General features: G+C 70.1%; 21 protein-coding genes and 3 rRNA genes. 22 read left to right on the forward strand and 2 right to left on the reverse strand.

What is annotated here, in order from left to right; all coding sequences use genetic code 11:
• Nucleotides 1-2 precede the first annotated feature (2 nt).
• The 7 genes from tyrS to JQT67_RS06750 all read left to right on the forward strand — a co-directional run bounded on the left by tyrS (nucleotide 3) and on the right by JQT67_RS06750 (nucleotide 11069).
• Nucleotides 3-1310, forward strand: coding sequence for a tyrosine--tRNA ligase (tyrS, locus tag JQT67_RS06720; protein ID WP_208064066.1), 1308 nt, complete (start codon nucleotides 3-5; stop codon nucleotides 1308-1310).
• A gap of 834 nt (nucleotides 1311-2144) precedes the next feature.
• Nucleotides 2145-3665: ribosomal RNA gene (locus JQT67_RS06725) — 16S ribosomal RNA — on the forward strand.
• A gap of 401 nt (nucleotides 3666-4066) precedes the next feature.
• Nucleotides 4067-7178, forward strand: a 23S ribosomal RNA gene (locus JQT67_RS06730).
• Between the two features lie 111 nt (nucleotides 7179-7289).
• Nucleotides 7290-7406: ribosomal RNA gene (rrf, locus tag JQT67_RS06735) — 5S ribosomal RNA — on the forward strand.
• The 16S, 23S and 5S rRNA genes sit together here, the layout of an rRNA operon.
• Nucleotides 7407-8126: 720 nt before the next feature.
• On the forward strand, nucleotides 8127-9167 hold the full coding sequence (locus JQT67_RS13455; protein WP_307864245.1) for a hypothetical protein: 1041 nt from the start codon (nucleotides 8127-8129) through the stop codon (nucleotides 9165-9167).
• Nucleotides 9167-10207 (forward strand): HAD-IIA family hydrolase, encoded by a 1041-nt coding sequence (locus JQT67_RS06745; RefSeq protein ID WP_208064022.1) that lies wholly within the window; start codon nucleotides 9167-9169, stop codon nucleotides 10205-10207. Before JQT67_RS13455 ends, JQT67_RS06745 begins: the two co-directional genes overlap by 1 nt.
• Nucleotides 10208-10259: 52 nt before the next feature.
• Nucleotides 10260-11069, forward strand: a complete 810-nt coding sequence (locus tag JQT67_RS06750) for an MBL fold metallo-hydrolase (RefSeq protein ID WP_243755757.1) — start codon at nucleotides 10260-10262, stop codon at nucleotides 11067-11069.
• 10 nt (nucleotides 11070-11079) lie between these two features.
• Here JQT67_RS06750 and JQT67_RS06755 read toward each other — a convergent pair whose 3' ends face one another.
• Nucleotides 11080-11784, reverse strand: a complete 705-nt coding sequence (locus tag JQT67_RS06755; protein ID WP_307864246.1) for a phosphotransferase — start codon at nucleotides 11782-11784, stop codon at nucleotides 11080-11082.
• 22 nt (nucleotides 11785-11806) lie between these two features.
• Here JQT67_RS06755 and JQT67_RS06760 point away from each other — a divergent pair, with 22 nt between their 5' ends.
• Genes JQT67_RS06760 through xerD form a run of 8 tightly spaced genes read left to right on the forward strand, consistent with a single transcriptional unit; the run spans nucleotide 11807 to nucleotide 19556 of the window.
• Nucleotides 11807-12799: an NAD-dependent epimerase/dehydratase family protein gene (locus tag JQT67_RS06760; protein ID WP_208064023.1), complete on the forward strand. Its 993-nt coding sequence runs from the start codon at nucleotides 11807-11809 to the stop codon at nucleotides 12797-12799.
• Nucleotides 12796-12921, forward strand: a complete 126-nt coding sequence (locus JQT67_RS13635) for a hypothetical protein (protein WP_021011834.1) — start codon at nucleotides 12796-12798, stop codon at nucleotides 12919-12921. The genes JQT67_RS06760 and JQT67_RS13635 overlap by 4 nt, the downstream gene beginning before the upstream one ends.
• Before the next feature lie 5 nt (nucleotides 12922-12926).
• Complete coding sequence (locus tag JQT67_RS06765) at nucleotides 12927-13715, forward strand: TlyA family RNA methyltransferase (RefSeq protein ID WP_307864247.1); 789 nt, start codon at nucleotides 12927-12929, stop codon at nucleotides 13713-13715.
• Entirely contained in the window at nucleotides 13712-14632 is a 921-nt protein-coding gene (locus JQT67_RS06770) for an NAD kinase (protein WP_307864248.1), read from the forward strand. Before JQT67_RS06765 ends, JQT67_RS06770 begins: the two co-directional genes overlap by 4 nt.
• Nucleotides 14629-16323 (forward strand): DNA repair protein RecN, encoded by a 1695-nt coding sequence (recN, locus tag JQT67_RS06775; protein ID WP_208064025.1) that lies wholly within the window; start codon nucleotides 14629-14631, stop codon nucleotides 16321-16323. Before JQT67_RS06770 ends, recN begins: the two co-directional genes overlap by 4 nt.
• 11 nt (nucleotides 16324-16334) lie before the next feature.
• Complete coding sequence (locus JQT67_RS06780) at nucleotides 16335-18035, forward strand: CTP synthase (protein WP_021011838.1); 1701 nt, start codon at nucleotides 16335-16337, stop codon at nucleotides 18033-18035.
• Nucleotides 18035-18649: an NUDIX hydrolase gene (locus JQT67_RS06785; RefSeq protein WP_208064026.1), complete on the forward strand. Its 615-nt coding sequence runs from the start codon at nucleotides 18035-18037 to the stop codon at nucleotides 18647-18649. Before JQT67_RS06780 ends, JQT67_RS06785 begins: the two co-directional genes overlap by 1 nt.
• Nucleotides 18650-18653: 4 nt before the next feature.
• A complete protein-coding gene (gene xerD / locus JQT67_RS06790; RefSeq protein WP_021011840.1) occupies nucleotides 18654-19556 on the forward strand; it encodes a site-specific tyrosine recombinase XerD in 903 nt (300 codons plus the stop codon).
• A gap of 4 nt (nucleotides 19557-19560) precedes the next feature.
• On the opposite strand, the gene JQT67_RS06795 is transcribed toward xerD, so the two are convergent.
• A complete protein-coding gene (locus JQT67_RS06795) occupies nucleotides 19561-20031 on the reverse strand; it encodes a GNAT family N-acetyltransferase (protein WP_208064027.1) in 471 nt (156 codons plus the stop codon).
• A gap of 232 nt (nucleotides 20032-20263) precedes the next feature.
• Here JQT67_RS06795 and JQT67_RS06800 point away from each other — a divergent pair, with 232 nt between their 5' ends.
• Genes JQT67_RS06800 through der form a run of 7 tightly spaced genes read left to right on the forward strand, consistent with a single transcriptional unit; the run spans nucleotide 20264 to nucleotide 26619 of the window.
• A complete protein-coding gene (locus JQT67_RS06800) occupies nucleotides 20264-21142 on the forward strand; it encodes a ParA family protein (protein ID WP_208064028.1) in 879 nt (292 codons plus the stop codon).
• Nucleotides 21126-21971: a ScpA family protein gene (locus tag JQT67_RS06805; protein ID WP_021011843.1), complete on the forward strand. Its 846-nt coding sequence runs from the start codon at nucleotides 21126-21128 to the stop codon at nucleotides 21969-21971. The genes JQT67_RS06800 and JQT67_RS06805 overlap by 17 nt, the downstream gene beginning before the upstream one ends.
• Entirely contained in the window at nucleotides 21958-22575 is a 618-nt protein-coding gene (gene scpB / locus JQT67_RS06810) for an SMC-Scp complex subunit ScpB (protein WP_374222119.1), read from the forward strand. The genes JQT67_RS06805 and scpB overlap by 14 nt, the downstream gene beginning before the upstream one ends.
• Nucleotides 22572-23324, forward strand: a complete 753-nt coding sequence (locus JQT67_RS06815; protein WP_208064030.1) for a pseudouridine synthase — start codon at nucleotides 22572-22574, stop codon at nucleotides 23322-23324. The genes scpB and JQT67_RS06815 overlap by 4 nt, the downstream gene beginning before the upstream one ends.
• A 46-nt stretch (nucleotides 23325-23370) precedes the next feature.
• A complete protein-coding gene (locus tag JQT67_RS06820; RefSeq protein ID WP_307864249.1) occupies nucleotides 23371-24450 on the forward strand; it encodes a prephenate dehydrogenase in 1080 nt (359 codons plus the stop codon).
• A complete protein-coding gene (gene cmk, locus JQT67_RS06825) occupies nucleotides 24447-25127 on the forward strand; it encodes a (d)CMP kinase (RefSeq protein WP_208064031.1) in 681 nt (226 codons plus the stop codon). Before JQT67_RS06820 ends, cmk begins: the two co-directional genes overlap by 4 nt.
• On the forward strand, nucleotides 25120-26619 hold the full coding sequence (gene der, locus JQT67_RS06830) for a ribosome biogenesis GTPase Der (RefSeq protein ID WP_208064032.1): 1500 nt from the start codon (nucleotides 25120-25122) through the stop codon (nucleotides 26617-26619). The genes cmk and der overlap by 8 nt, the downstream gene beginning before the upstream one ends.
• Nucleotides 26620-26815 lie beyond the last annotated feature (196 nt).

A 26815-nucleotide genomic window follows, 5' to 3' on the forward strand; every position in this document is an offset into this window, starting at 1 on the left:
AGATTCGAACCGTGATCGACCTCGCCCCCATCCAGCTCGACCCCGCCTTCGACAACGTGTGGGACGAGCTGCAGTACCGCGGGAGCGTGCACGTCTCGACCGACCCGGAGGCGCTGCGCGCGCTGCTCGGCGGCGACCCGATCACGTACTACTGCGGATTCGACCCGACCGCCCCGAGCCTGCACCTCGGCAACCTCGCGCAGCTCATCATCATGCGCCGGCTGCAGCTGGCCGGCCACCGGCCGCTCGCCCTCGTCGGCGGCTCGACCGGCCTCATCGGCGACCCGAAGCCGACGGCCGAGCGGCAGCTCAACGAGCGGGAGACCGTGGCGGAGTGGGTCACGTACCTCGGCGAGCAGATGCTGCGCTTCCTCTCCGACGAGGGCGACAACGCCGTGCGGCTCGTGAACAACCTCGACTGGACCGAGCCGCTCTCGACCGTCGACTTCCTGCGCGAGGTCGGCAAGCACTTCCGGGTCGGGACGATGCTCCGCAAGGACGTGGTCGCATCCCGCATGGAGTCGGACGAGGGCATCTCCTACGCGGAGTTCAGCTACCAGGTGCTCCAGGGACTCGACTTCCGCGAGCTCTTCCTCCGCTACGGCTGCATCATGCAGCTCGGCGGCAGCGACCAGTGGGGCAACCTCACCGCAGGGACCGAGCTCATCCGCAAGGCCGAGGGCGTCCACGCCCACGCCCTCGGGTCGCCGCTCATCACCGATGCCGACGGCCGCAAGTTCGGCAAGAGCGAGGGCAACGCCGTCTGGCTCGACCCGAACCTGACGACGCCCTACGCGATGTACCAGTTCTGGCTCAACCAGGACGACGCGATCGTCGTGCAGCTGCTGAAGTCGTTCACATTCCTGCCGTCGGCTCGCATCGCCGAGCTCGAGCGCGCGACGGCCGAGGCCCCGTTCCGCCGCGAGGCGCAGCGCGAGCTCGCGCTGCAGGCGACCGCCTTCATCCACGGTCGCGCCGCGACGGAGCAGGCGATCGCCGCATCGGAGGCGCTCTTCGGTGCCGGGGATCTCGCGGCGCTCGACGCCGGCACCCTCGCCGCCGCGGTTGGCTCGCTCGACCGCCAGGCGACGGCGACGGATGACGCGCCGGTCCTGCAGCTGCTGCAGGAGACGGGACTCGTCGACTCCCTCTCCGAGGGGCGGCGCGCGATCGCGCAAGGCGGCGTCTCGGTCAACAACCAGCGCATCGACGACCCGGCGGCGACGCTCGAGGGCCGCTTGCTGCACGGCCGCTTCGCGGTGCTCCGCCGCGGCAAGAAGACGCTCGCGGGCGTCGACGCCGGCGCCTGACGCCGCCGGGGGAGCGGCGCGACACGCCCGGGATGCACGCAGTTTGCGGCCCGCGTCCCCGAGCCGTGTAACGTATCCACTCGTCACCCCAAAGACGCCGAGCCGGACAGGCCAGCGGATCAAGAGGGACCACCCCCAGCAGAACGGCCACGCTTTCGCGTGCTTGCCGAGACGCGGGTGCGGTGACAGACCACTTCAACGATGAATGTGCGGAGAGCACGGTCGGCAGCTGCCGACCGAGCGAGACACCGACTTGACAGTCGCTCCGGAGCGTGTAACCTAGACAGGTTGCCACGAGCCGGGCCGAATGCGAGCCCGGTGCAGCAGGAGCCGATTTGACAGTCGCTCCGGAGCGTGTAACCTGAACAGGTTGCCACGAGCCGGATCGATCGAGACTGGCTCTCGCAGATGCCGACTTGACAGTCGCTCTGGAGCGTGTAACCTGAACGGGTTGCCACGAGCCAGGCCGAACAGCGAGCCGGCTCCAGCCGACGCCGACTTGACAGTCGCTCCGGAGCGTGTAGCCTGAACGGGCTGCCACGAGCCGGTCGATGTCCGGCGCCAGCGAAGCTCCGCACGGCGTGTCGATTTGACACGGACCGGGAAGTGGCTAACATAGAGAAGTTGCCTCGGCGCAGACCCCCATGGGGAATGCACGAGAGCGTCTGATCCTTGAGAACTCAACAGCGTGCACAATGTCAAATGCCAAAAATTACTCGTAGTGCCTTCGGGCACACGATTCCTTTGGATGAGACGGATTGTCAGTAGACAGTCCATTTTGTCAGCATCAAACTCGCTGCCGCCCGGTTTTCCCCGAGCGGTACGCAACATTTCTTTACGGAGAGTTTGATCCTGGCTCAGGACGAACGCTGGCGGCGTGCTTAACACATGCAAGTCGAACGATGAAGGAGGAGCTTGCTCCTCCGGATTAGTGGCGAACGGGTGAGTAATACGTGAGCAATGTGCCCTTGACTCTGGGATAAGCGCTGGAAACGGCGTCTAATACCGGATACGACCCTCGGAGGCATCTCCTGAGGGTGGAAAGAACTTCGGTCAAGGATCAGCTCACGGCCTATCAGCTTGTTGGTGAGGTAACGGCTCACCAAGGCGACGACGGGTAGCCGGCCTGAGAGGGTGACCGGCCACACTGGGACTGAGACACGGCCCAGACTCCTACGGGAGGCAGCAGTGGGGAATATTGCACAATGGGCGCAAGCCTGATGCAGCAACGCCGCGTGAGGGACGACGGCCTTCGGGTTGTAAACCTCTTTTAGCAGGGAAGAAGCGAAAGTGACGGTACCTGCAGAAAAAGCACCGGCTAACTACGTGCCAGCAGCCGCGGTAATACGTAGGGTGCAAGCGTTGTCCGGAATTATTGGGCGTAAAGAGCTCGTAGGCGGTCTGTCACGTCTGCTGTGAAAACCCGAGGCTCAACCTCGGGCTTGCAGTGGGTACGGGCAGACTAGAGTGCGGTAGGGGAGATTGGAATTCCTGGTGTAGCGGTGGAATGCGCAGATATCAGGAGGAACACCGATGGCGAAGGCAGATCTCTGGGCCGTAACTGACGCTGAGGAGCGAAAGCATGGGGAGCAAACAGGCTTAGATACCCTGGTAGTCCATGCCGTAAACGTTGGGAACTAGATGTGGGGACCATTCCACGGTCTCCGTGTCGTAGCTAACGCATTAAGTTCCCCGCCTGGGGAGTACGGCCGCAAGGCTAAAACTCAAAGGAATTGACGGGGGCCCGCACAAGCGGCGGAGCATGCGGATTAATTCGATGCAACGCGAAGAACCTTACCAAGGCTTGACATATACCGGAAACGGCCAGAGATGGTCGCCCCGCAAGGTCGGTATACAGGTGGTGCATGGTTGTCGTCAGCTCGTGTCGTGAGATGTTGGGTTAAGTCCCGCAACGAGCGCAACCCTCGTCCTATGTTGCCAGCACGTTATGGTGGGAACTCATGGGATACTGCCGGGGTCAACTCGGAGGAAGGTGGGGATGAGGTCAAATCATCATGCCCCTTATGTCTTGGGCTTCACGCATGCTACAATGGCCGGTACAATGGGCTGCGATACCGCAAGGTGGAGCGAATCCCAAAAAGCCGGTCTCAGTTCGGATTGGGGTCTGCAACTCGACCCCATGAAGTCGGAGTCGCTAGTAATCGTAGATCAGCAACGCTACGGTGAATACGTTCCCGGGCCTTGTACACACCGCCCGTCAAGTCATGAAAGTCGGTAACACCCGAAGCCAGTGGCCTAACCTTTTGGAGGGAGCTGTCGAAGGTGGGATCGGTGATTAGGACTAAGTCGTAACAAGGTAGCCGTACCGGAAGGTGCGGCTGGATCACCTCCTTTCTAAGGAGCATCTCGCCGGCACAGCCGGCGCAGAGCCACTACGGTCGCACACGTCGACCGGTGGAAGCTCAAGGGTGGAACATTGACATTGGCGCTCGAAGGATCGAGCCCAGCGAAGTACAGCTGCCTAGGCAGCTCGGAACCGCGGGGCGAGTGAGGTCGGGCGCATGCACGCTGTTGGGTCCTGAGGGACCAGACGGCGCCTTTCGGCGTCTCTTCCCTCGGACCGGCCGGCTGACGCGCAGCGCGCGGAGGTCGACGGTACCGACCGTAAGTTGAGAACTACACAGTGGACGCGAGCATCTTAGATTCGAGCTTCGGCTCGAGTCTTGATGATCTATATAGATCATTGGTCGCCATCGCCTCGGCGGTGGTGTCCTAACCAAAATACTCATGTATGTGGTCAAGTTTCTAAGAGCAAACGGTGGATGCCTTGGCATCTGGAGCCGATGAAGGACGTAGTAATCTGCGATAAGCCTCGGGGAGCTGATAAACGAGCTTTGATCCGAGGATCTCCGAATGGGGAAACCCCGCTGGGCGGCGTGCCGACCCAGTGACTCCCGCCTGAATATATAGGGCGGGTAGAGGGAACGTGGGGAAGTGAAACATCTCAGTACCCACAGGAAGAGAAAACAACAGTGATTCCGTCAGTAGTGGCGAGCGAACGCGGAAGAGGCTAAACCGATCGTGTGTGATAGCCGGCAGGCGTTGCACGATCGGGGTTGTGGGACATCTCAGCTGCTCTGCCGAGCAGCAAGCGTTACAGACCGCGGTAGGCGAAGAACTTGGAAAGGTTCATCGAAGAGGGTGACAATCCCGTAGCCGAAACCGCGCGATGGCGCGAGGTCCATCCCAAGTAGCACGGGGCCCGAGAAATCCCGTGTGAATCTGCCAGGACCACCTGGTAAGCCTAAATACTCCCAGATGACCGATAGCGGACAAGTACCGTGAGGGAAAGGTGAAAAGTACCCCGGGAGGGGAGTGAAATAGTACCTGAAACCGTTTGCTTACAAACCGTTGGAGCAGCCCTAGCAGCTGTGACAGCGTGCCTTTTGAAGAATGAGCCTGCGAGTTAGCGATATGTGGCGAGGTTAACCCGTGTGGGGTAGCCGTAGCGAAAGCGAGTCTGAATAGGGCGATTCAGTCGCATGTCCTAGACCCGAAGCGAAGTGATCTATCCATGGCCAGGTTGAAGCGAGGGTAAGACCTCGTGGAGGACCGAACCCACTTAGGTTGAAAACTGAGGGGATGAGCTGTGGATAGGGGTGAAAGGCCAATCAAACTTCGTGATAGCTGGTTCTCTCCGAAATGCATTTAGGTGCAGCGTTGCGTGTTTCTTGCCGGAGGTAGAGCTACTGGATGGCCGATGGGCCCCAAAAGGTTACTGACGTCAGCCAAACTCCGAATGCCGGTAAGTGAGAGCGCAGCAGTGAGACGGTGGGGGATAAGCTTCATCGTCGAGAGGGAAACAACCCAGACCACCGACTAAGGTCCCCAAGCGTGTGCTAAGTGGAAAAGGATGTGGAGTTGCTTAGACAACCAGGAGGTTGGCTTAGAAGCAGCCACCCTTGAAAGAGTGCGTAATAGCTCACTGGTCAAGTGATTCTGCGCCGACAATGTAACGGGGCTCAAGCACACCACCGAAGTCGTGGAATTCGCGCAACAGCTCGGCAGCTTCGGCTGTCCAGGCGTGCGGATTGGTAGGAGAGCGTCGTGTGGCGAGTGAAGCGGCGGAGGAATCCAGCCGTGGACGCCACACGAGTGAGAATGCAGGCATGAGTAGCGAAAGACTGGCGAGAAACCAGTCCTCCGAAAGACCAAGGGTTCCAGGGTCAAGCTAATCTTCCCTGGGTAAGCCGGGACCTAAGGCGAGGCCGACAGGCGTAGTCGATGGACATCAGGTTGATAATCCTGAGCTGGCGAAGAACCGCCCAAGTCAATCCAGTAATGCTAAGAGTCCGAATCCTTGGACTGAACCCTTCGGGGGATGTCCTTGGGCTAGCACTCGACCCTTCGCTGGTGCGGCTAGCGTATTAACAGGTGTGACGCAGGAAGGTAGCAGAACCGGGCCGATGGTTGAGTCCGGGTAAGCCGTAGGGCGTGCGATAGGCAAATCCGTCGCACACATAGCCTGAGAGCTTTGCCGAACCCTAGAGGGAAGTCTGTGATCCTATGCTGCCTAGAAAAGCATCGACGCGAGGTTCAAGTCACCCGTACCCCAAACCGACTCAGGTGGTCAGGTAGAGAATACCAAGGAGATCGAGAGAATCGTGGTTAAGGAACTCGGCAAAATGCCCCCGTAACTTCGGGAGAAGGGGGGCCTGAGGCGTGACGGCACTAGCTGCCGAAAGCGTTTGAAGGCCGCAGAGACCAGTGGGAAGCGACTGTTTACTAAAAACACAGGTCCGTGCGAAGACGCAAGTCGATGTATACGGACTGACGCCTGCCCGGTGCTGGAAGGTTAAGAGGAAGGGTTAGCGCAAGCGAAGCTCAGAATTTAAGCCCCAGTAAACGGCGGTGGTAACTATAACCATCCTAAGGTAGCGAAATTCCTTGTCGGGTAAGTTCCGACCTGCACGAATGGCGTAACGACTTCCCAGCTGTCTCAACCGCGAACTCGGCGAAATTGCACTACGAGTAAAGATGCTCGTTACGCGCAGCAGGACGGAAAGACCCCGTGACCTTTACTACAGCTTGGTATTGGTGTTCGGTGTGGCTTGTGTAGGATAGGTGGGAGACTGTGAAGCCCGGACGCTAGTTCGGGTGGAGTCAATGTTGAAATACCACTCTGGTCACTCTGGATATCTAACTTCGAACCGTAATCCGGTTCAGGGACAGTGCCTGGTGGGTAGTTTAACTGGGGCGGTTGCCTCCCAAAAAGTAACGGAGGCGCCCAAAGGTTCCCTCAACCTGGTTGGCAATCAGGTGTCGAGTGTAAGTGCACAAGGGAGCTTGACTGTGACAGTGACAACTGGAGCAGGGACGAAAGTCGGGACTAGTGATCCGGCAGTGGCTTGTGGAAGCGCTGTCGCTCAACGGATAAAAGGTACCTCGGGGATAACAGGCTGATCTTGCCCAAGAGTCCATATCGACGGCATGGTTTGGCACCTCGATGTCGGCTCGTCGCATCCTGGGGCTGGAGTAGGTCCCAAGGGTTGGGCTGTTCGCCCATTAAAGCGGCACGCGAGCTGGGTTTAGAACGTCGTGAGACAGTTCGGTCCCTATCCGCTGCGCGCGTTGGAAGTTTGAGAGGATCTGACCCTAGTACGAGAGGACCGGGTTGGACGAACCTCTGGTGTGTCAGTTGTTCCGCCAGGAGCACCGCTGATTAGCTACGTTCGGGATGGATAACCGCTGAAAGCATCTAAGCGGGAAGCCGGCCTCAAGATGAGACTTCCGTGCCTTCGGGCGAGAGGCTCCCAGCCAGACTACTGGGTTGATAGGCCGGATGTGGAAGTGGGGACTAACGACCCATGAAGCTGACCGGTACTAATAAGCCGATGACTTGATAACATATACATGAGCTTGCTGCTCGCGTCCACTTTGTGGTTCTCGATGTACGGTCGAGGACTGCAGCCCTTCGCTTCATGCGAAGAGCTGTGCGAACTGAAACATCAATAGTGTTTCGGCGGCCATAGCGAGAGGGAAACGCCCGGTCACATTCCGAACCCGGAAGCTAAGGCTCTCAGCGCCGATGGTACTGCAGGGGGGACCCTGTGGGAGAGTAGGACACCGCCGGACTTCTTTTGGAAAGGGGCCCCAGATTCGTCTGGGGCCCCTTTCTCCGTTTCTGGACCCGGATGGAATGGTGCCGTGAACGACAAGGCAGATCGCAGCTCGCGCGACGGCGACCGCCGGCGCGACGCAGGAGACCGTCGACCCCAGCGTGACGGTGACCGTCGCTACGGCGATGGCCGGCCCGCGCGGGACGGATCGCGTTCGAGCGACCGCGGGCAGTCGCGCGACGCAGACCGCAAGCCGCTGCGCCCCGGCGACACCGGTTACCGCGCCGGGGGCGACTCGCGTCCCCAGCGGGAGAACGACCGTCGTCCGCAGCGCGATGGCGAGCGCCGGTTCGGCGACGCCCGTCCGCAGCGCGACGGGGATCGTCGTCCCCAGCGCGACGGTGGGCGCCGGTTCGATCGCGACTCGCGTCCGCAGCGTGATGGCGACCGTCGTCCCCAGCGCGATGGTGAGCGCCGCTTCGACCGGGACTCGCGTCCGCAGCGTGACGGTGACCGTCGGCCGCAGCGCGGCGGTGAGCGCCGCTTCGACCGGGACTCGCGTCCGCAGCGCGATGGGGACCGCCGTCCGCAGCGCGATGGCGACCGCTTCGGTCGCAAGGACCAGCAGCGGCGCGACGATCAGCGCTCGAGGAACTCCGGCCCGCAGCGGGATGCCGCGCGGCCGGGCCGCGACTTCGAGCGTCGCGGCGACGGCACGGGCGAGAGCTTCAAGCAGGTGCGCGACGACGGCTTCGTGCCGCCGCACCTGCCCGATGATGTCGCACCGGAGGATCTCGACATCGGCGCTCGCGCGCAGCTCAAGACGCTGACGAAGGAGAACGCCGAGCTCGTCGCGAAGCACATGGCGATGGCGTCGCGGCTCATCGACGAGGACCCTGAGCTCGCGCACAAGCACGCGCTCGCGGCGTCGCGGCGCGCGGGCCGCATCGGCGTCGTCCGGGAGACGCTCGCGATCACCGCCTACCAGCTCGGCGACTTCGCCCTCGCGCTCCGCGAGCTGCGCACCTACCGCCGCATCACCGGGCGCGATGACCAGCTGCCGCTCATGGCCGATTGCGAGCGCGGACTCGGACGCCCCGAGAAGGCGCTCGAGCTCGCCCGCTCGGTCGACGCATCCACGCTCGAGACGCCCGTGCGCGTCGAGCTCGCGATCGTGAAGTCCGGAGCGCGCCTCGACCTCGGGCAGAAGGAGGCAGCGCTCGAGGAGCTCCGCATCCCGGAGCTCCGGAAGGACAAGGCGTTCGAGTACAGCCCCGCGCTGTTCGCGAGCTTCGGAGCCGTGCTCGAGGAGCTCGGCCGCGACGAGGAGGCGGCCGAGTGGTTCGAGCTCGCCGATCGCGCGATCGACGCGCTCGAGGACGCGCTGCGACCGGGGGAGCTCGAGGAGATCGTGATCACCACGGAGCGGCTCGAGTCGCCGATCGCCGAGGACGCCGACGAGGTGCAGGACGCCGACCAGGTGCACGGCGTCGGCGAGGCGCCTGCCGCCGGCTCGGTCGACGTCCCGCTCGATGGCGAGGCCGAGGAGTCCGCAGCGGAGGAGGCGTCGAGCGAGGTCGCCGCGGACGTCGAGACCGATGCGCCGGTGGTTCAGGAACCGATCGACGAGGGCGAGCCGCAGGGCGAGGCCGTCGGATCGGAGGGAGTGGAGTCGGAGGCGGGCATGTCGGTCGCGGGCGACGACGCGCTCTTCGGTGACGCGCTCTTCGGCGACGACCTCATCGAGGGCGAGGAGCGCCCCGAGGGCACGCGCTGATGGGCCTGTTCCGGAAGGCGCAGCCGGCGCCGGAGCCGACCCCGATCGACGGAGCCGACTTCCTCTACCTCGACCTCGACGGCGTCGTCTACAAGGGCCCGCACGCGATCCCGCACGCCGTCGAGAGCATCGTCGCGACCGGTCTGCCGACCGCGTTCCTCACGAACAACGCATCCCGCACCGACGCCGAGGTGGCGGAGCACCTGCGCTCGTTCGGCCTGCCGGTCGAGCCCGGCGACGTCGTGACGAGCCCGCAGGCTGCGATGCTGCTGCTCGAGCGGCACCTGCAGCCGGGAGACCCCGTGCTCGTCGTCGGCGGCGCCGGCATCGTGGTCGAGATCGAGGCCCGCGGGTGGCGCGTCGTGCGCACCGCGGCAGAGCAGCCGAAGGCGGTCGTGCAGGGCTTCCACCCGACCGTCGGCTGGAACGACCTCGCCGAGGCGTCGTTCGCGCTCGCGCGGAAGCCCGAGCACGGCGGCATCCCGTGGATCGCGACGAACGGCGACTGGACGATCCCCGTGGCCGGCGGCATCGCGCCGGGCAACGGCACCCTCGTCTCCGCCGTGCACACGGCCGTCGGCAGGCTCGCGGAGTTCGCGGGCAAGCCCGAGACACCGATGTTCGACGTCGCGGCGGCGCGCTTCGGCGCTCGGTCGCCCGTCATGATCGGCGACCGCCTCGACACCGACATCCTCGGCGCGAGGCGGGCGGGCATCCGCTCGATCGCGGTGCTCACGGGCATCGACCGGGGCGCGAGCCTCATCGGCGCCGATCCGTCGATGCGGCCAGACCACGTGATCGAGGACCTGCGCGACCTCCAGCAGCCGATCCTCCCGGTGCGCGAGACGCTCGAGACGTCGACGCGCGCGATGTACTTCGAGGTCGGTCGCGCAGCGGTGCGGCGCTCGGGGATCGACATCACGCTCGTGCGCGCCGGCGATCGACCCGTCGACACGATCCGCGCCGCGTGCGCTGCGGTGTGGAGCGCCGATCGCCCGGTGCTGGGCCTGCGCGTCGCCGACGAGCTGCTCGCCCTCTGAGGCTGGACGTTCGCCCGGTGCGCCGTCCAGGTCGGCGCGCTGGAATGGGGGCATGCTTCCCTCCACGACCGAGTCCGACAGCGGGTGCCGCACGGGCGCCGTCCGCCGACGCCGTCAGGCGGTGCTCGAGCGCGACGTCGCCCCGGGCATCCACCGCCTCCAGCACGCGTCGACGAACGCCTACCTGATCGAGGACGGGGGAGCGGTCACGCTCGTCGACTCACTCTTCCCGCGCAGCCGGCCGCACCTCGACACGGCCCTGGCGACGATCGGGCGCTCGATCGCCGACGTGCGGGCGCTCGTGCTCACGCACGCGCACTTCGACCACCTCGGCATGGCGGAGGGGCTGCAGCGCGAGGGCGTGCCGCTGTGGCTGCACCAGGGCGACGCGCGCATCGCGCGGCACCCCTACCGCTACCGCACCGCGAACTCGCGGCTCTGGTACCCCTTCCGCTATCCCGGCTCGCTGCCGATCTTCGCCGCGATGGCCTCCGTCGGCGCGCTCAGCGTCGACGGCGTGCGCGGCACGGTGCCGATCGAGGCCGACGCGGTGCTCGACCTGCCGGGCAGCCCGCGCGTCGTCGCGACACCGGGCCACACCGACGGGCACGTGGCGCTGCACCTGCCCGACCGCGGCGCGGTCATCAGCGGCGACGCCCTCGTGACGCTCGACCCCTACACGACCCGCACCGGTCCGCGGGTCGTCGCGGGCGCCGCGACCGTCAAGCCCGAGCTCGCGCTCCGCTCGCTCGACGCGCTCGAGGAGACCGACGCGACGATCGTGCTGCCGGGGCACGGCGAGGTGTGGCGCGAGGGCGTGCGCGCAGCCGCGCGGGCGGCGCGCGCCGCCGGCATCGACTGAGCCGAGCCGCTCACGCGGGCGGCGGCTCCCACAGCGCGCGCCACCGCGCCATGCGCGACTCGTCGCGAGCCCGCCCGTAGGCGCGCCAGAAGGCGGGCTCGGCCGCCGCGAGGCCGTTCCACTCAAGCGACCACGACGCGATCGACAGGTCCGCCCAGCGATCCGACACCCCCACGCGCCCGAGGTCGACGAGCCCGGCGAACGCGCCGCTCGCGATGAGCGTGTTCGGCGCGCACGGGTCGCCGTGGCAGACGACCGGATCGTCGACCGGCTCGCGCGCCGTCCAGTCCGGCGCCGGGAAGGGGCACGACGCCACGTCGATCGCGTGCAGCGCTCGCAGCCCCGCGCCGAGCGCGGCCGCGGCCGCCGCCGGGGAGCGGCGCCCGGCCGGCGAGACGATCGAGACGGCCGGGACCGCGGCGGTCACGAGCAGCTCGCCCGCAGCGACCGAGCGCTCGGCGAGCACGCGCGGCACCGGCACCGACCCCACGCCGCCGAGCCAGCGCATCCGCTCGGCCTCGGCACGCAGCGACTCGATGCTGCCGGCCGGGTTCCACTTCGCGAAGACCGCGCCGCCGGGCCGCTCGATGCGCGCGGTCACGCCGCCCTGCTCGTTGCGCCAGACGAGCTCGAGCGGGTCGTCGCCGGCGACCGCGGCGATCGCGGGCGGCACTCGCGTGCCGGGCGGCGGCACGTCGGCGGCTCCGGTGGTCACGCCGTGACGCTAGCGTGGCGCCATGGGTGAGACGACAGCGCCGCGGCGCGTGCTCGTGCTGGGCGGCACGCAGTGGCTCGGTCGCGCGATCGCGCGGGGTCACGTCGAGCGCGGTGCCGAGGTCACGTGCCTCGCGCGCGGCGAGGCCGGCGCGGTGCCGGACGGCGCTCGGCTCGAGCGGGCCGACCGGGACGATGCGGATGCGTACGACGCGCTCTCGGGGGAGTGGGACGAGGTCGTCGACGTCACCCGCATCCCGCGCCACGCGTGCGGCGCGCTCGACGCGCTCGCCGACCGTGCCGGGCACTGGACCTTCGTCTCGTCGGTCTCGGCGCAGCGCCTCGAGGCGCCCGTCGGCGCCGACGAGGACGACGAGCTCGTGCCCGAGTCCGAGTCGGAGGAGGACTACGGCGGCGCGAAGGCGTGGATCGAGCGCGCCCTGCGCGAGCGGCTCGGCGCGCGGCTCCTCGTCGTGCGCCCCGGGCTCATCGGCGGCCCGGGCGACGGCAGCGACCGCTTCGGCCACTGGGTCGCGCGGCTCGCGCTCGCGGCCGACGGCCCCGTGCTCGTGCCCGCGCGAGACCAGGCGACCCAGACGATCGACGTGCGCGACCTCGCGACCTTCCTCGTCGACCGGGCACCCGCGATCGACGGCGTCGTGAACGCCGTCGGCGCCGAGCGGCGGCTGCACGCGCTCATCGAGACCGCCCGCGGCATCGCGGGCCACACGGGCGAGCTCGTGCTCGCGACCGACGCGCAGCTCGAGGCGGCCGACGTCGGCCACTGGGCAGGGCCGCGGGCGCTGCCGCTCACGCTGCCCGCCGCACTCGAGCCGCACGCGCAGCGCTCGAGCGCGCGCTACCGCGCCGCGGGCGGCGAGCACCGCCCGCTCGAGGGCATGCTCGTCGACGTACTGGCCGACGAGCAGGGGCGCGGCCTCGACCGGCCGAGCGCCAACAGGCTCTCGCGCGCCGACGAGCTCCGCGTCATCGATTCGCTAGCCTCGACGTCATGACGGAAGAGCACCTCCTCGACGAGCTCGAGCTGCTCGAGCAGCAGCCGCTCGAGGAGCGCGCCGACCAGCTGGCCCGCATCCACGACCGGCTGCAGGCCGAGCTCGGGGCAGTCCGTGGTTGATCCGCGTGGCTGACGCCATCCGGCTCGATCACGCGCTCGTCGAGCGCGGCCTCGCGCGCAGCCGCAGCCATGCGCAGCAGCGCATCGCCGCCGGCCTCGTCTCGGTCGACGGGCGCGGCGTCGTGAAGGCGAGCCAGAAGGTGCCCGCGGATGCCGAGATCGCGGTGTCCGAGACCGACGCGTGGGTCTCGCGCGCGGCGCACAAGCTCATCGCCGCGCTCGACGCCTTCGAGGTGGATGCGTCGGGTCGCGACGCGCTCGACGCGGGCGCGTCGACGGGCGGCTTCACCCAGGTGCTGCTCGCGCGCGGCGCGCGCCACGTCACAGCCCTCGACGTCGGGCACGGCCAGTTCCAGCTCGACGTGTCGACGCATCCCATCACCCTGCTCGAGGGGCGCAACGTGCGCGACCTCGAGCCCGGCTCGATCGAGCCCGCGCCGACGCTCGTCACGGCCGACCTCTCGTTCATCTCGCTCGCGCTCGCGATCGGGCCGCTCGTCGGCGTCGCCGCGCCCGGCGCCGATCTCGTCGTGCTCATCAAGCCGCAGTTCGAGGTGGGCCGCACGGGGGTGCGCGAGGGCATCGTCACCGACCCGGCGCTCCGCGCGCAGGCGATCGAGCGCGTGCTGTGGGCGGCGTGGGACGCGGGGCTCGGCACCGCCGGCCTCATCGGCAGCCCGATCGTCGGCGCGCGCGGCAACCTCGAGTACCTCGCCCACCTCTCGGCGACCGCAGGGTCGAATCCGACAGAATGGCTGGACGAGTGCGAGCGGCTGTCGAAGGAGGCGCGGTGAACGAGGCGGGAGACGTCGCGGAGCGCCGCTTCCTGCTCGCGTTCCACCCCGGCCGCGCCGAGGCGGTCGAGAGCGCGGTCACGATCGCGCGGCGGCTGCTCGCTGCGGGCGTGACGCCCGTCGTGCTCACCGACGACCGGCCCGTGCTGCTCGAGGCCGAGCCCGCCCTCACCGCCGTCGAGGGCTGGGACCGCTCCGGGCCCATCGAGGTCGAGCTCATCATGACGCTCGGCGGCGACGGCACGATCCTGCGCGCGGCCGAGCTGCAGCGCGAGCTCGACGCGCCGCTGCTCGGCATCAACCTCGGCCACGTCGGCTTCCTCGCCGAGGCGGAGGTCGCCGAGTCGGCCGAGGTCGTCGAGCGCGCGCTCCTGCGCGACTACGAGGTCGAGCAGCGGCTGACGCTGTGCGTGCGGGTGTTCCGCGGCGACGAGCTCGTGCACGAGACGTGGGCGGTCAACGAGGCCGCGATCGAGAAGTCGGGCTCGGGCCGCATGATCACGACCCTGCTCGAGATCGACAGCCGCGCGGTCTCGTCGTTCGGCACCGACGCCGTGCTGCTGTCGACGCCCACCGGCTCGACCGCCTACTCCTTCTCCGCCGGCGGCCCGATCGTCTGGCCGACCGCCGAGGTGCTGCTGCTCGTGCCGCTCGGCGCGCACGCGCTTTTCACGCGCCCGCTCGTCGTCGCGCCGACCTCGACCATGGCGGTCACGATCGCCGAGGACTCGACGCACCCCGCGGTGCTGTGGTGCGACTCCCGCCGCTCGTTCGACCTGCCGCAGGGCTCGCGCGTCGAGGCGACGCGCGACGCGAAGCCGCTGCGCCTCGCTCGGCTGTCGAAGGCGCCGTTCGCCGACCGGCTCGTCGCGAAGTTCCACCTGCCGGTGGAGGGATTCCGGCGGAAGCGGCTGTGACGCGCCTCGACGAGCTGACGATCCGCTCGCTCGGCGTCATCGACGACGCGCGCGTGCCGATCGGACCGGGCTTCACCGCGATCACCGGCGAGACGGGCGCGGGCAAGACGATGGTCGTGCAGGCGCTCGCGCTCCTGCGCGGCGAGCGCGCCGACGCGGGCGTCATCCGCTCGGGCGAGGAGCGCGCCGCGGTGCAGGGCGTGTGGATCGTCGACGACGCGGATGCGGTGGGTCTCGTCGAGGACGCGGGCGGCACGGTCGACGACGGCGAGCTCATCCTCGGCCGGGCGCTCACGCGCACGCCCGAGGCGACCGCCCGCTCGCGCGCCCAGGCCGGGGGCGCAGCCGTGCCCGCCGGGCTGCTGCGCGAGCTCGCCGACCGGCTCGTCGCCGTGCACGGGCAGTCCGACCAGCAGCGGCTGCGCTCGGCGGAAGCGCAGGCCGCGGCGCTCGACCGCGCGGCCGGCGCGGCGCTGCAGGAGCTGCTCGCCGAGTACCGCGCCGCGCACGCGGCCTGGACCGACGCGCGCGAGACGGCCGAGCGCATCCGCGCCGAGCACGACGCCCGCGCAGCCGAGGCCGCGCGCATCCGCGAGGAGCTCGAGGAGCTCGAGGCCCTCGACCCGCAGCCGGGCGAGCAGGACGAGCTCGCGGCGCTCGCGCACCGGCTCGAGCACTCGGAGTCGCTGCGCGCCGACCTCGGCGAGGCCCACCAGGCGCTCTCGAACGACGACGACGCGCCCGACGCGGTGACGCTCGCCGGTCAGGCGCGCCGGCTCGTCGAGCGCGCCGCGGGCGACGACGCGGCGCTCGCGGAGGCGCTCGAGCTGCTCGTGCAGGCCGATGCGCTGCTGCAGGAGGCGTCGGCCTCGATCGTGACGGCGCTCGACGACCTCGAGCGGCCCGAGCGCAGCCTCGACGAGGTGCAGCAGCGGCGCGCCGAGCTCTCCGCGCTCGAGCGGCGGCTCGGCCGGCCGCTCGACGAGGCGCTCGACGCGGCGCCGGCCGCGGCGCTGCGGCTCGCCGAGCTCGAGGGCGACGAGGCGGAGCTCGAGCGGCTCGAGGCCGAGCAGGAGCGGCACCTCGAGGCGGCTGCCGCGCTCGCCGACCGGCTGAGCGTGCTCCGGCGCGAGGCGGCGACGCGGCTCGAGGCCGCGGTCGGGGAGGAGCTCCGGGCGCTCGCGATGCCGAACGCGCGGCTCGTCGTCGAGGTCGCGCAGGCCGAGGCGCTCGGCGCGACCGGCCGCGACCGCGTGACGATGCTGCTCGCGCCGCACCCGGGCGCCGAGCCGCGCCCCATCCAGCGGGGCGCGTCGGGCGGCGAGCTCAGTCGCATCATGCTCGCGATCGAGGTCGCGCTCGCCGACGAGAGCGTGCCGACGATGGTCTTCGACGAGGTCGACGCGGGCGTCGGCGGCGCCGCCGCGACCGAGATCGGGCGGCGGCTCGCGCGGCTCGCGCAGCACTGCCAGGTGATCGTCGTCACCCACCTCGCGCAGGTCGCGGCGTTCGCCGAGCACCACGTGCGGGTCGAGAAGGGCACCGACGGCCGCATCACGGCCTCTCAGGTCGCCGCGGTCGAGGGGGAGGAGCGCCTGGCCGAGCTCGCCCGCATGCTCTCGGGCACCGCATCCGAGACCGCGCTCGCCCACGCCCGCGAGTTGCTCGAAGACTCGGGCGCGGTGGGTTAGGCTCGAAGCCCGTGGACCTCAGTGCGAACGGGACCGACACGTCGGCCAAGGTGACCAAGCAGATCTTCGTCACGGGCGGTGTCGTCTCCTCGCTCGGCAAGGGACTCACCGCCGCGTCGCTCGGCAACCTGCTGACCGCGCGCGGCCTGCACGTCGTGATGCAGAAGCTCGACCCCTACCTCAACGTCGACCCTGGCACGATGAACCCGTTCCAGCACGGCGAGGTCTTCGTCACCGACGACGGCGCCGAGACCGACCTCGACATCGGCCACTACGAGCGCTTCCTCGACGTCGACCTCTCGCAGGCGGCGAACGTCACGACCGGCCAGATCTACTCGCGCGTCATCGAGCGCGAGCGCCGCGGCGAGTACCTCGGCGACACGGTGCAGGTCATCCCGCACATCTCCGACGAGATCAAGCGCCGCATGCGCCTGCAGTCCGAGCAGGACCCGCAGCCCGACGTCATCATCACCGAGATCGGCGGCACCGTCGGCGACATCGAGTCGCAGCCGTTCATCGAGTCGGCGCGCCAGATCCGCCACGAGCTCGGTCGCCAGAACGTCTTCTTCGTGCACGTCTCGCTCGTGCCGTTCCTCGGCGCCTCCGGCGAGCAGAAGACGAAGCCGACGCAGCACTCGGTCGCGACCCTCCGCTCGATCGGCATCCAGCCCGACGCGCTCGTGCTGCGCAGCGACCGGCCGGTGAGCGAGTCGAACCGCAAGAAGATCGCGCTCATGTGCGACGTCGAGGAGCGCGCGGTCGTCAACGCGATCGACAAGCCCTCGATCTACGACATCCCGAGCATGCTCACCGAGCAGGGCCTCGACGCGTACATCATCGAGCAGCTCGGCCTCACGGCGGGCGAGATCGACTGGTCGCGCTGGCAGCCCGTGCTCGACGGCGTGCACAACCCCAAGCACGAGGTCACGATCGGCCTCGTCGGCAAGTACATCGACCTCCCGGATGCGTACCTGTCGGTGACCGAGGCGGTCAAGGCCGGCGGCTTCGCGAACCAGACGAAGGTCAACCTCCGCTGGATCCGCTCCGACGACTGCGAGACGCCCGAGGGCGCGGCCGCCCAGCTCGGCGAGCTCGACGGCATCGTCGTGCCCGGCGGCTTCGGCATCCGCGGCATCGAGGGCAAGCTCGGCGCGCTGCGGTTCACGCGCGAGAACGAGATCCCCACGCTCGGCATCTGCCTCGGCCTGCAGTGCATGGTGATCGAGGCCGCGCGGAACCTCGCGGGCATCGAGGGCGCCTCCTCGACCGAGTTCGACGTCGACACCCCGGCGCCCGTCATCGCGACGATGGCCGAGCAGGAGCAGCACATCCACGGCGGTGACCTCGGCGGCACGATGCGGCTCGGCATCTACGAGGCGAAGCTCGCCGAGGGCTCGCTCGCCGCGCAGCTCTACGGCGCCGACTCCGCCGAGGAGCGCCACCGCCACCGCTACGAGGTCAACAACGCCTACCGCGAGCAGATCGCCGAGGCGGGGCTGTGGTTCAGCGGCACCTCGCCCGACGGCCACCTCGTCGAGTACGTCGAGCTGCCCGGCCACCCGTTCTACATCGCCACCCAGGCGCACCCCGAGCTGCGCAGCCGGCCCAACCGCGCGCATCCGCTCTTCCGCGGCCTCGTCGCGGCCGCCCTCGACCGGCAGCGCGCCTCGAAGCTCTTCGACGAGACCGACGAGCCGATCGAGACCGCCTGATGCTCGCCGATGCGCTCGGGCGGCAGCCGGTGCTCGAGAGCGAGCGGCTGTTCTCGGGGCGCATCTGGGACGTCGAGCGGCACGAGCTCGAGCTCGACGGCGAGCGGATCGTGCGCGAGGTCATCGTGCACCCCGGTGCCGTCGCGGTGGTCGCGATGAACGAGCGGGACGAGGTCATGCTCGTGCACCAGTACCGCCACCCCGCCGGCGGCACGCTGTGGGAGCTGCCCGCCGGCCTGCTCGACGTCGACGGCGAGGACCCGCTCGCCGCCGCCCAGCGCGAGCTCGCCGAGGAGACCGACCTCGAGGCCGGCTCGTGGCGCACGCTCCTCGACCTCTCGCCGACCGGCGGCGGCTCGACCGAGATCATCCGCGTCTACCTCGCGACCGACGTGCGCGAGCTCCCGGATGCGTTCGCGCGCGTCCACGAGGAGGCCGCGATGGAGCGCCGCTGGGTGCCGCTCGAGGCGGTCGTCGAGGCGGCGCTCGCGATGCGCCTGCACAACGCGACGCTGCTGTCGGCCGTGCTCGCGCTGCACGCGATGCGCGCGCGCGGCATCGCCGCCCACCCGGCCGACGCGCCGTTCGACTGGCACCCCGCGCACCGGCCGTGACGCCGTGACCACGTCGCCGGCGGTCGCGGTCGAGCGGCTGCTGCGCCAGCTCGCGGTCGAGCGAGGGCTCTCGGCGCACACGATCGCCGCCTACCGGCGCGACCTCGCCGGCTACGTCGCCGTGCTCGAGGCGCGCGGGGTGACGGATGCGTCGGCGATCGCGCGCGAGGACGTCGCGGCCTTCCGCGCGGCGCTCGCGGACCGCGGGCTCGCCGCCTCCTCCGTCGCCCGCCACCTCTCGGCGGTCAAGGCGCTGCACCGCTGGCTCGTCGACGAGCGGGTCGCGAGCGAGGACGTCACGCGCGATGAGCGGCCGCCGAAGCTGCCGCAGCGGCTGCCGAAGGGTATCTCGGTCTCGCAGATGCAGCGGCTGCTCGAGACCCCGAGCGGCGACGACCCCGCGGGCCTCCGCGACCGGGCGCTGCTCGAGCTGCTCTACGCGACCGGCGCGCGCATCTCGGAGGTGCTCGGGCTCGACGTCGACGACCTCGAGAGCGAGCACGGGCTCGTGCGCGTGACGGGCAAGGGCGCGAAGCAGCGGCTCGTGCCGGTCGGCTCGTTCGCGCGCGCGGCGGTCGACGCGTGGCTCGTGCGCGGCAGGCCCGCGCTCGCGGCGAAGGGCCGCGGGGGACCGGCCCTGCTGCTCGGCGCGCGCGGCGGGCGGCTCAGCCGCCAGGCGGCGTGGGAGATCATCCAGCGCGTCGCCGAGGAGGCGGGGGTCGAGCACGTCTCGCCGCACACGTTCCGCCACTCGTTCGCGACCCACTTGCTCGAGGGCGGCGCCGACGTGCGCGTCGTGCAGGAGCTGCTCGGCCACGCCTCGGTCGCGACGACGCAGATCTACACGCACGTGACCGCCGACACGCTCCGCGACATGTACACGACCGCGCATCCGCGCGCCCGCTGAGCGGCTACCGCTCGGGGATCGCGCCGTCGGCGTAGAGCGACCGCGGGTTGGCGCGGAAGCCAGCCCGCTCGTAGACGGGGATCGCCTCGACGCTCGAGTGCACCGTCACGTGCTCGAGGCCGCGCCGCCGAGCCTCGTCGAGCACGCCCTCGGCGAGCCGGCGGCCGAGGCCCGCGCCGCGGTGCTCGGGCACGACGTAGCAGCTCTGCAGGTCGCCCGAGCGGCGCTCGAGCGCGCGCGGCGAGGGCACGCGCGACTGGATCGCGAGCCACGCCATGCCGACGACCTCGCCGTCCGCGACGGCGACGAGCGGCACGTGCGAGTCGCCGTGCGCGCGAGCCCACGCGGCCGCCTCCGCGGCGTACGCGCTCCGCTCGGGCAGCGGCTCGTCGCTCGCCTCCCGCACCCACCGCCACCGCAGGTCCGCGACCGCCTCGAGCTCCGCATCCGCCGCCTGCCGCACCACCACGTCCATGCCTGCATCGTCCCACCCGCGGCGCGTGCCGCCCTCGGCATCCGCCGCCGGGTGCGCCTCCGCCCGACAGGGGCCGGCACACCCGCCCCTGTCGGGCGGAATCGCACCTGTCGAGGGGGCGTCTGTGCATGGCTGCCATTCGATCCGGCGCGCTGAGCCTCAACCAGAGGTTGAGATACACGCCGTCCGCGCCTGCGGGGCGGAGGCGCGCCGCGTTCCTAGACTCGAAGCCATGAGCACGAGCAGCGAGACCCTGACCGGCCTGGAGGCGCCCGCGCTCGGGCCGACCGGGCGTCCCGCGCGCGACTTCGCGGTGCCGGCGCCGTTGCCGAGCCACGGCCCGGCGCGCATCATCACGATGTGCAACCAGAAGGGCGGCGTCGGCAAGACGACGACCTCGATCAACCTCGGTGCCGCGGTCGCCGAGTACGGCCGCCGCGTGCTCGCGGTCGACTTCGACCCGCAGGGCGCGCTCTCGGCGGGCCTCGGCGTCGACAACCACGACGCGACGACGATCTACGACCTGCTGCTGAACCCCAGGCTCGACCCGCGCGAGGCGATCCAGCAGACGAGCACGCCCGGGCTCGACGTCATCCCCGCGAACATCGACCTCTCGGCCGCCGAGGTGCACCTCGTCAACGAGGTCGCGCGCGAGCAGATCCTCGCGCGCGTGCTGCGCAAGGTCGCCGACGACTACGACCTCATCCTCATCGACTGCCAGCCCTCGCTCGGCCTGCTGACCGTCAACGCGCTCACCGCCGCGCACGGCGTGCTCATCCCGCTCGAGAGCGAGTTCTTCGCGCTCCGCGGCGTCGCGCTCCTCAAGGAGACGATCGACAAGGTGCAGGACCGCCTCAACCCCGCCCTGCAGCTCGACGGCATCCTCGTCACGATGTACGACGCCCGCACGCTGCACGCGCGCGAGGTCATGGAGCGGGTCGTGGATGCGTTCGGCGAGACCGTGCTCGAGACCGTCGTGCGCCGCACGGTGAAGTTCCCCGACGCATCCGTCGCCGGCGTGCCGGTGACGCAGTTCGCGCCCGACCACAGCGCCGCGGAGGTCTACCGACAGCTCGCCCGCGAGCTGATCCACCGTGGCGCCATCGCCTGAGCCCGTCGCGCCCGAGGCGGGGGAGTCGGCCGCCGAGGAGGAGCGCCGGGGCTTCCGCCTCGCGCTCGACAACTTCGACGGCCCCTTCGACCTGCTGCTGACGCTCATCGGCAACCGCTCGATGGACGTCACCGAGATCGCGCTCTCGCGCGTGACGGATGAGTTCATCGCCTACGTGCGCACGCTCGACACGCACGAGGAGCTCGAGCAGGCGAGCGAGTTCATCGTCGTCGCCGCGACGCTGCTCGACCTCAAGATCGCCTCGCTGCTGCCGGCGGGCGACGTCGTCGACAGCGAGGATGTCGCGCTGCTCGAGGCGCGCGACCTGCTCTTCGCGCGGCTGCTGCAGTACCGCGCCTTCAAGCAGGCCGCGGCGTGGATGGCGGAGCGCATCGCCGCCGAGAGCGGCCGCCACGCGCGCTCGGTGCGGCTCGAGGAGCGCTTCCGGCAGCGCGTGCCCGAGCTCAAGTGGACGCTCTCGCCCGACGACTTCGCGGCGCTCGCGCTCCTCGCGCTCACGCCGAAGGAGATCCCGACCGTCGGGCTCGGGCACCTGCACGCGCCGCTCGTGTCGATCCGCGAGCAGGCCGCGCACATCGTCGCGACGCTCCGCACCGCGGGCACGACCACCTTCCGCGAGCTCATCGCGGGGGAGGCGACGCGCGGCGTCATCGTCGCGCGCTTCCTCGCGGTGCTCGAGCTCTACCGCCACGCGGCGATCACCTTCGAGCAGGTGGAGCCGCTCGGCGAGCTCTCGATCAGCTGGACCGGCCACGACTTCCGCGACGAGGACCTCGTCGCACTGGGGGCAGACTATGACCATGCCTGAGACGGATGCGGTGGTGGACGACGCGCGCGCAGCCGACCGCTCGCACCTCCCGCTCGAGCGCCGCATCGAGGCGATCCTCATGGTCGCCGACGAGCCGCAGGGCGCGGTGCACCTCGCGACCGCGCTGCAGGCGCCCGTGAAGGCGGTCAAGGCGGCGATCGAGGCGCTCCGCGCGGACTACGACGGCGAGCCTGTCGGGGATCGTCCGGCCGGCCCCGAGCGCGGCTTCGAGCTGCGCGAGGTCGGCGGCGGCTGGCGCATCTACGTGCGCGAGGCGTACGACGCCGACGCGGCCGACTTCGTGCTCACCCAGACGCCCACGCGGCTCTCGCAAGCGGCGCTCGAGACGCTCGCGGTCATCGCCTACAAGCAGCCGATCACGCGCGGCGCCGTCGCCGCGATCCGCGCCGTCAACGTCGACTCGGTCGTGCGCACGCTGCTCGGCCGCGGCCTCATCCGCGAGGCGTTCGCCGACTCCGAGACCGGCGCGATCCACTACGAGACGACCGAGCTGCTGCTCACCCAGCTCGGCCTCAACTCGCTCGACGAGCTGCCCCCGATCAGCCCGCTGCTGCCCGACGGCGAGGAGGACGTGCTCGCATGACCGATCCCACCACGCAGCCCGAGGGCGAGCGCCTGCAGAAGGTGCTCGCCGCCGCGGGCGTCGCGAGCCGCCGCGTCGTCGAGGAGATGATCGTCGCCGGCCGCATCGAGGTCGACGGGAGCGTCGTCACCGAGCTCGGCACGCGCATCCGCCCCGACGCCCGGGTGACGGTCGACGGCACCGCCGTGCAGCTCGACGTCACGAAGCGCTACCTCATGCTCAACAAGCCCACGGGCGTCGTCTCGACGATGCGCGACGAGCAGGGCCGGCGCGACCTGCGCGAGTTCACCGACGAGGTGGGGGAGCGCGTCTACAACGTCGGCCGGCTCGACGCCGACACGTCGGGCCTGCTGCTGCTCACGAACGACGGCGAGCTCGCGCACGTGCTCGCGCACCCCTCCTTCGGGGTCGAGAAGACGTACGTCGCGAAGGTGCGCGGCGCGGTCGACCAGCGCGTCATCCGCCGGCTGCTCGACGGCTTCGAGCTCGACGACGGCGAGATCCACGCCGACGCCGCGCGGCTCGTCGGCCGCCCTTCGCAGGGCCACTCGATGGTCGAGCTCACCCTCCACTCGGGCCGCAACCGCATCGTGCGGCGCATGCTCGACCACGTCGGCCACCCGGTCGTCGAGCTCGTGCGGCGCTCCTTCGGGCCGCTCCACCTCGGCACCCTCCGGTCGGGCCGCGTGCGCGAACTCACTAGCATGGAGCGAGGCGCCATCCTCACCCTCGCGAGGTCCGAGCGCTGAACCGCCGCCCAGCGCGGCCCCTGACACCATCCCTGGAGGAGCGTCCGTGACCCACCGACTGCGCGGTCCCGTGCGCATCGTCGGCACCGGGCTCCTCGGCACCTCGATCGGCCTGGGCCTCTCGGCGCGTGGCGTCGAGGTGCAGCTGCGCGACGCGAGCCCCACCGCCGAGCGGCTCGCCGCCGACTTCGGCGCCGGGCGGCTCGCGCGGCCGGGCGACCGGCCCGAGCTCATCGTGGTCGCCGTGCCGCCGGACGTCACGGCGCGCGTCGTCGCGGCCGAGCTCGAGGCGTTCCCGGATGCGGTGGTCACCGACGTCGCGTCGGTCAAGGCCGTGCCGCTCGCCGAGCTCCGCGAGCTCGGCGCCGACGTCAGCCGCTACCTCGGCTCCCACCCGATGGCGGGCCGAGAGCGCTCGGGCGCGCTCGCCGGCTCGGGCGACCTCTTCGTCGGCCGGCCGTGGGTCATCGCGGGCCACGACGACATCTCCTACGAGCGCGGCAGCCTCGTCGACGACCTCATCCTCGACCTCGGCGCCGTGCCGATCGAGTCGACGCCCGAGGAGCACGACCGCGCCGTCGCGATCGTGAGCCACGTGCCGCAGCTCGTCTCGTCGCTCATGGCCGCCCGGCTCGCCGACGCGCCCGACGAGGCGCTGCGGCTCGCGGGCGGCGGCGTGCGCGACGTCACGCGCGTCGCGGCGTCCGACCCCGCGCTGTGGATCCAGATCCTGGGCGCGAACGCCCCCGCCGTCGTCGAGCAGCTGCGCGCGATGCAGGCCGACCTCGCGAACCTCGTCGACGCGCTCGACGCGCTCGACGCATCCGGGAGCCGGAGGACGGTGGCGGATGCGCTGCGCGCGGGCAACGAGGGCGTCGCGCGCCTGCCGGGCAAGCACGGCACGCACGCGCGCTTCACGCGCGTGCAGGTGCGCATCGACGACCGCCCGGGGCAGCTCGCGCGGCTGCTCGCCGACATCGGCGACGCCGACGTCAACCTCGAGGACGTGCGCATCGAGCACGCCGAGGGCGCGCAGTTCGGCGTCGTCGAGATCACCGTGCTGCCCGACGCGCTGCAGCCGCTGCACGAGGCGCTCGAGCAGCTCGGCTGGCAGGTGGTCGCATGACCGCCGGCGCACAGGCGGCGACCGTCGTCGCGATCGACGGACCCGCGGGCAGCGGCAAGTCGTCGGTCGCGCGCGCGGTCGCGCGCGAGCTCGGCTTCCAGTTCCTCGACACCGGCGCCGCCTACCGCGCGCTCGCGTGGCTCATCCTCGAGCGGGGCGGCGACACCGACGACCCCGCGACCGTCATCGGCGCGCTCGACGCGCTCGACTCGCTCGAGCTCACGGTCGACGCGAGCGGTCAGCGCGTCGCGATCGCCGGCCACGATGTGACCGAGGCGATCCGCAGCGAGCGCATCTCGGGCGCCGTGTCGGGCGTCGCGCGAACGCTGCCGGCGCGCGAGGCGGTCAACGTGCGCTTCCGGGCCATCATCGCCGAGGCTCGGCCCGGCATCGTGGCCGAGGGTCGCGACATCACGACCGTCGTCGCGCCCGACGCCGACGTGCGCGTGCTGCTGACCGCCGACGAGGCCGTGCGCATCCGCCGCCGCTTCGGCGACGTGGGCGGTGACGAGCGGCAGGTGGGTGCCCGCCTGGCCGCGCGCGACGCATCCGACGCCAAGGTCGTCGACTTCCTGAGCGCCGCCGAGGGCGTGACGGTCGTCGACTCGACCGACCTGACATTCGACGAGACCGTGGAGGCCATCGTGCGCCTCGTGACCGAGGAGAGCCATGACTGACGAGACGCGGGGCGACGAGCGGGAGCTCGAGCCCGACTTCGAGGCCGAGGTCGAGACCGACGAGGCGCGGGTCTCCGCGCTGCGCGCGGGCCTCGCCGAGTACGAGCTCGACGAGGAGGACGCCGCGCTGCTCGAGGCGGGCGAGGAGGACGAGGACGCCTACCGGCTCGAGCCGGCGCTGCCCGTGCTCGCGATCGTCGGCCGCCCGAACGTCGGCAAGTCGGCGCTCGTGAACCGCATCCTCGGCCGCCGCGAGGCCGTTGTCGAGGACACGCCGGGCGTCACGCGCGACCGGGTCTCGTACAAGGCGGAGTGGAACGGGCGCCGCTTCACGCTCGTCGACACGGGCGGCTGGGAGCCCGACGCGCGCGGCATCGACCGCTCGGTCGCGCAGCAGGCCGAGATCGCCGTCGAGCTCGCCGACGCCGTGCTGTTCGTCGTCGACGTCAACGTCGGCCCCACCTCGACCGACGAGCACGTCGTGCGCATGCTGCGGCAGTCGCAGCGGCCCGTGCTGCTCGTCGCCAACAAGTCGGACGACTCGCGACGCGACCTCGAGGCCGCGTCGCTGTGGAGCCTCGGGCTCGGCGAGCCCTACCCCGTCTCGGCGCTGCACGGCCGCGGCGTCGCCGACCTGCTCGACCTCGCGATCAAGGCGCTGCCGGAGGTCTCGGCGGTCGCGAAGGAGGAGTTCGGCGGGCCGCGGCGCGTCGCGCTGCTCGGCCGCCCGAACGTCGGCAAGTCGAGCCTGCTCAACAAGGCCGCCGGCGAGGAGCGCGTCGTCGTCAACGAGATGGCGGGCACGACGCGCGACCCGGTCGACGAGCAGATCGAGCTCGGCGGCCGCGTGTGGCGCTTCGTCGACACGGCCGGCATCCGCCGCCGCGTGCACCTGCAGCAGGGCGCCGACTTCTACGCGACGCTGCGCACGCAGGCCGCGCTCGAGAAGGCGGAGGTCGCGGTCGTGCTGCTCGACGTCACCGAGGCGCTCTCGGAGCAGGACGTGCGCATCATCGACCTCGTGCTCGAGTCGGGGCGCGCGCTCGTGCTCGCGTTCAACAAGTGGGACCAGCTCGACGACGAGCGCCGCCGCTACCTCGAGCGCGAGATCGAGCAGGACCTCGCGCACGTCGCGTGGGCGCCGCGCGTCAACATCTCGGCCCGCACGGGCCGCCACCTCGAGAAGCTCGTGCCGGCGCTCGAGACGGCGCTCGAGTCGTGGGACAAGCGCATCCCCACCGGCAAGCTCAACGCCTTCATCGCCGACCTCGTCGCCGCGCATCCGCACCCGCTGCGGGGCGGCAAGCAGCCGCGCATCCTGTTCGCGACGCAGGCGGGCACGCGGCCGCCGACCTTCGTGCTGTTCACGACCGGCTTCCTCGACCCGCAGTACCGGCGCTTCATCGAGCGCCGCCTGCGCGAGGACTACGGCTTCGAGGGCACCCCCATCGTCGTCAATATGCGCGTCCGGGAGAAGAGGGAGCGCCGATAGGCGCCCGCACCCTCTCGTCGGTCGAGTAGCCCGCGCAGCGGGCGTATCGAGACCGTGGGTGGATGCGTCTCGATACGGCCCTGCGGGCCTACTCGACGAGCGGGGACGCCCGCACCCCCTCGACGGTCGAGTAGCCCGCGCAGCGGGCGTATCGAGACCGTGGGTGGATGCGTCTCGATACGGCCCTGCGGGCCTA

The organism is Agrococcus sp. TF02-05, from assembly GCF_017565345.1.
GTDB classification, from domain to species: domain Bacteria; phylum Actinomycetota; class Actinomycetes; order Actinomycetales; family Microbacteriaceae; genus Agrococcus; species Agrococcus pavilionensis.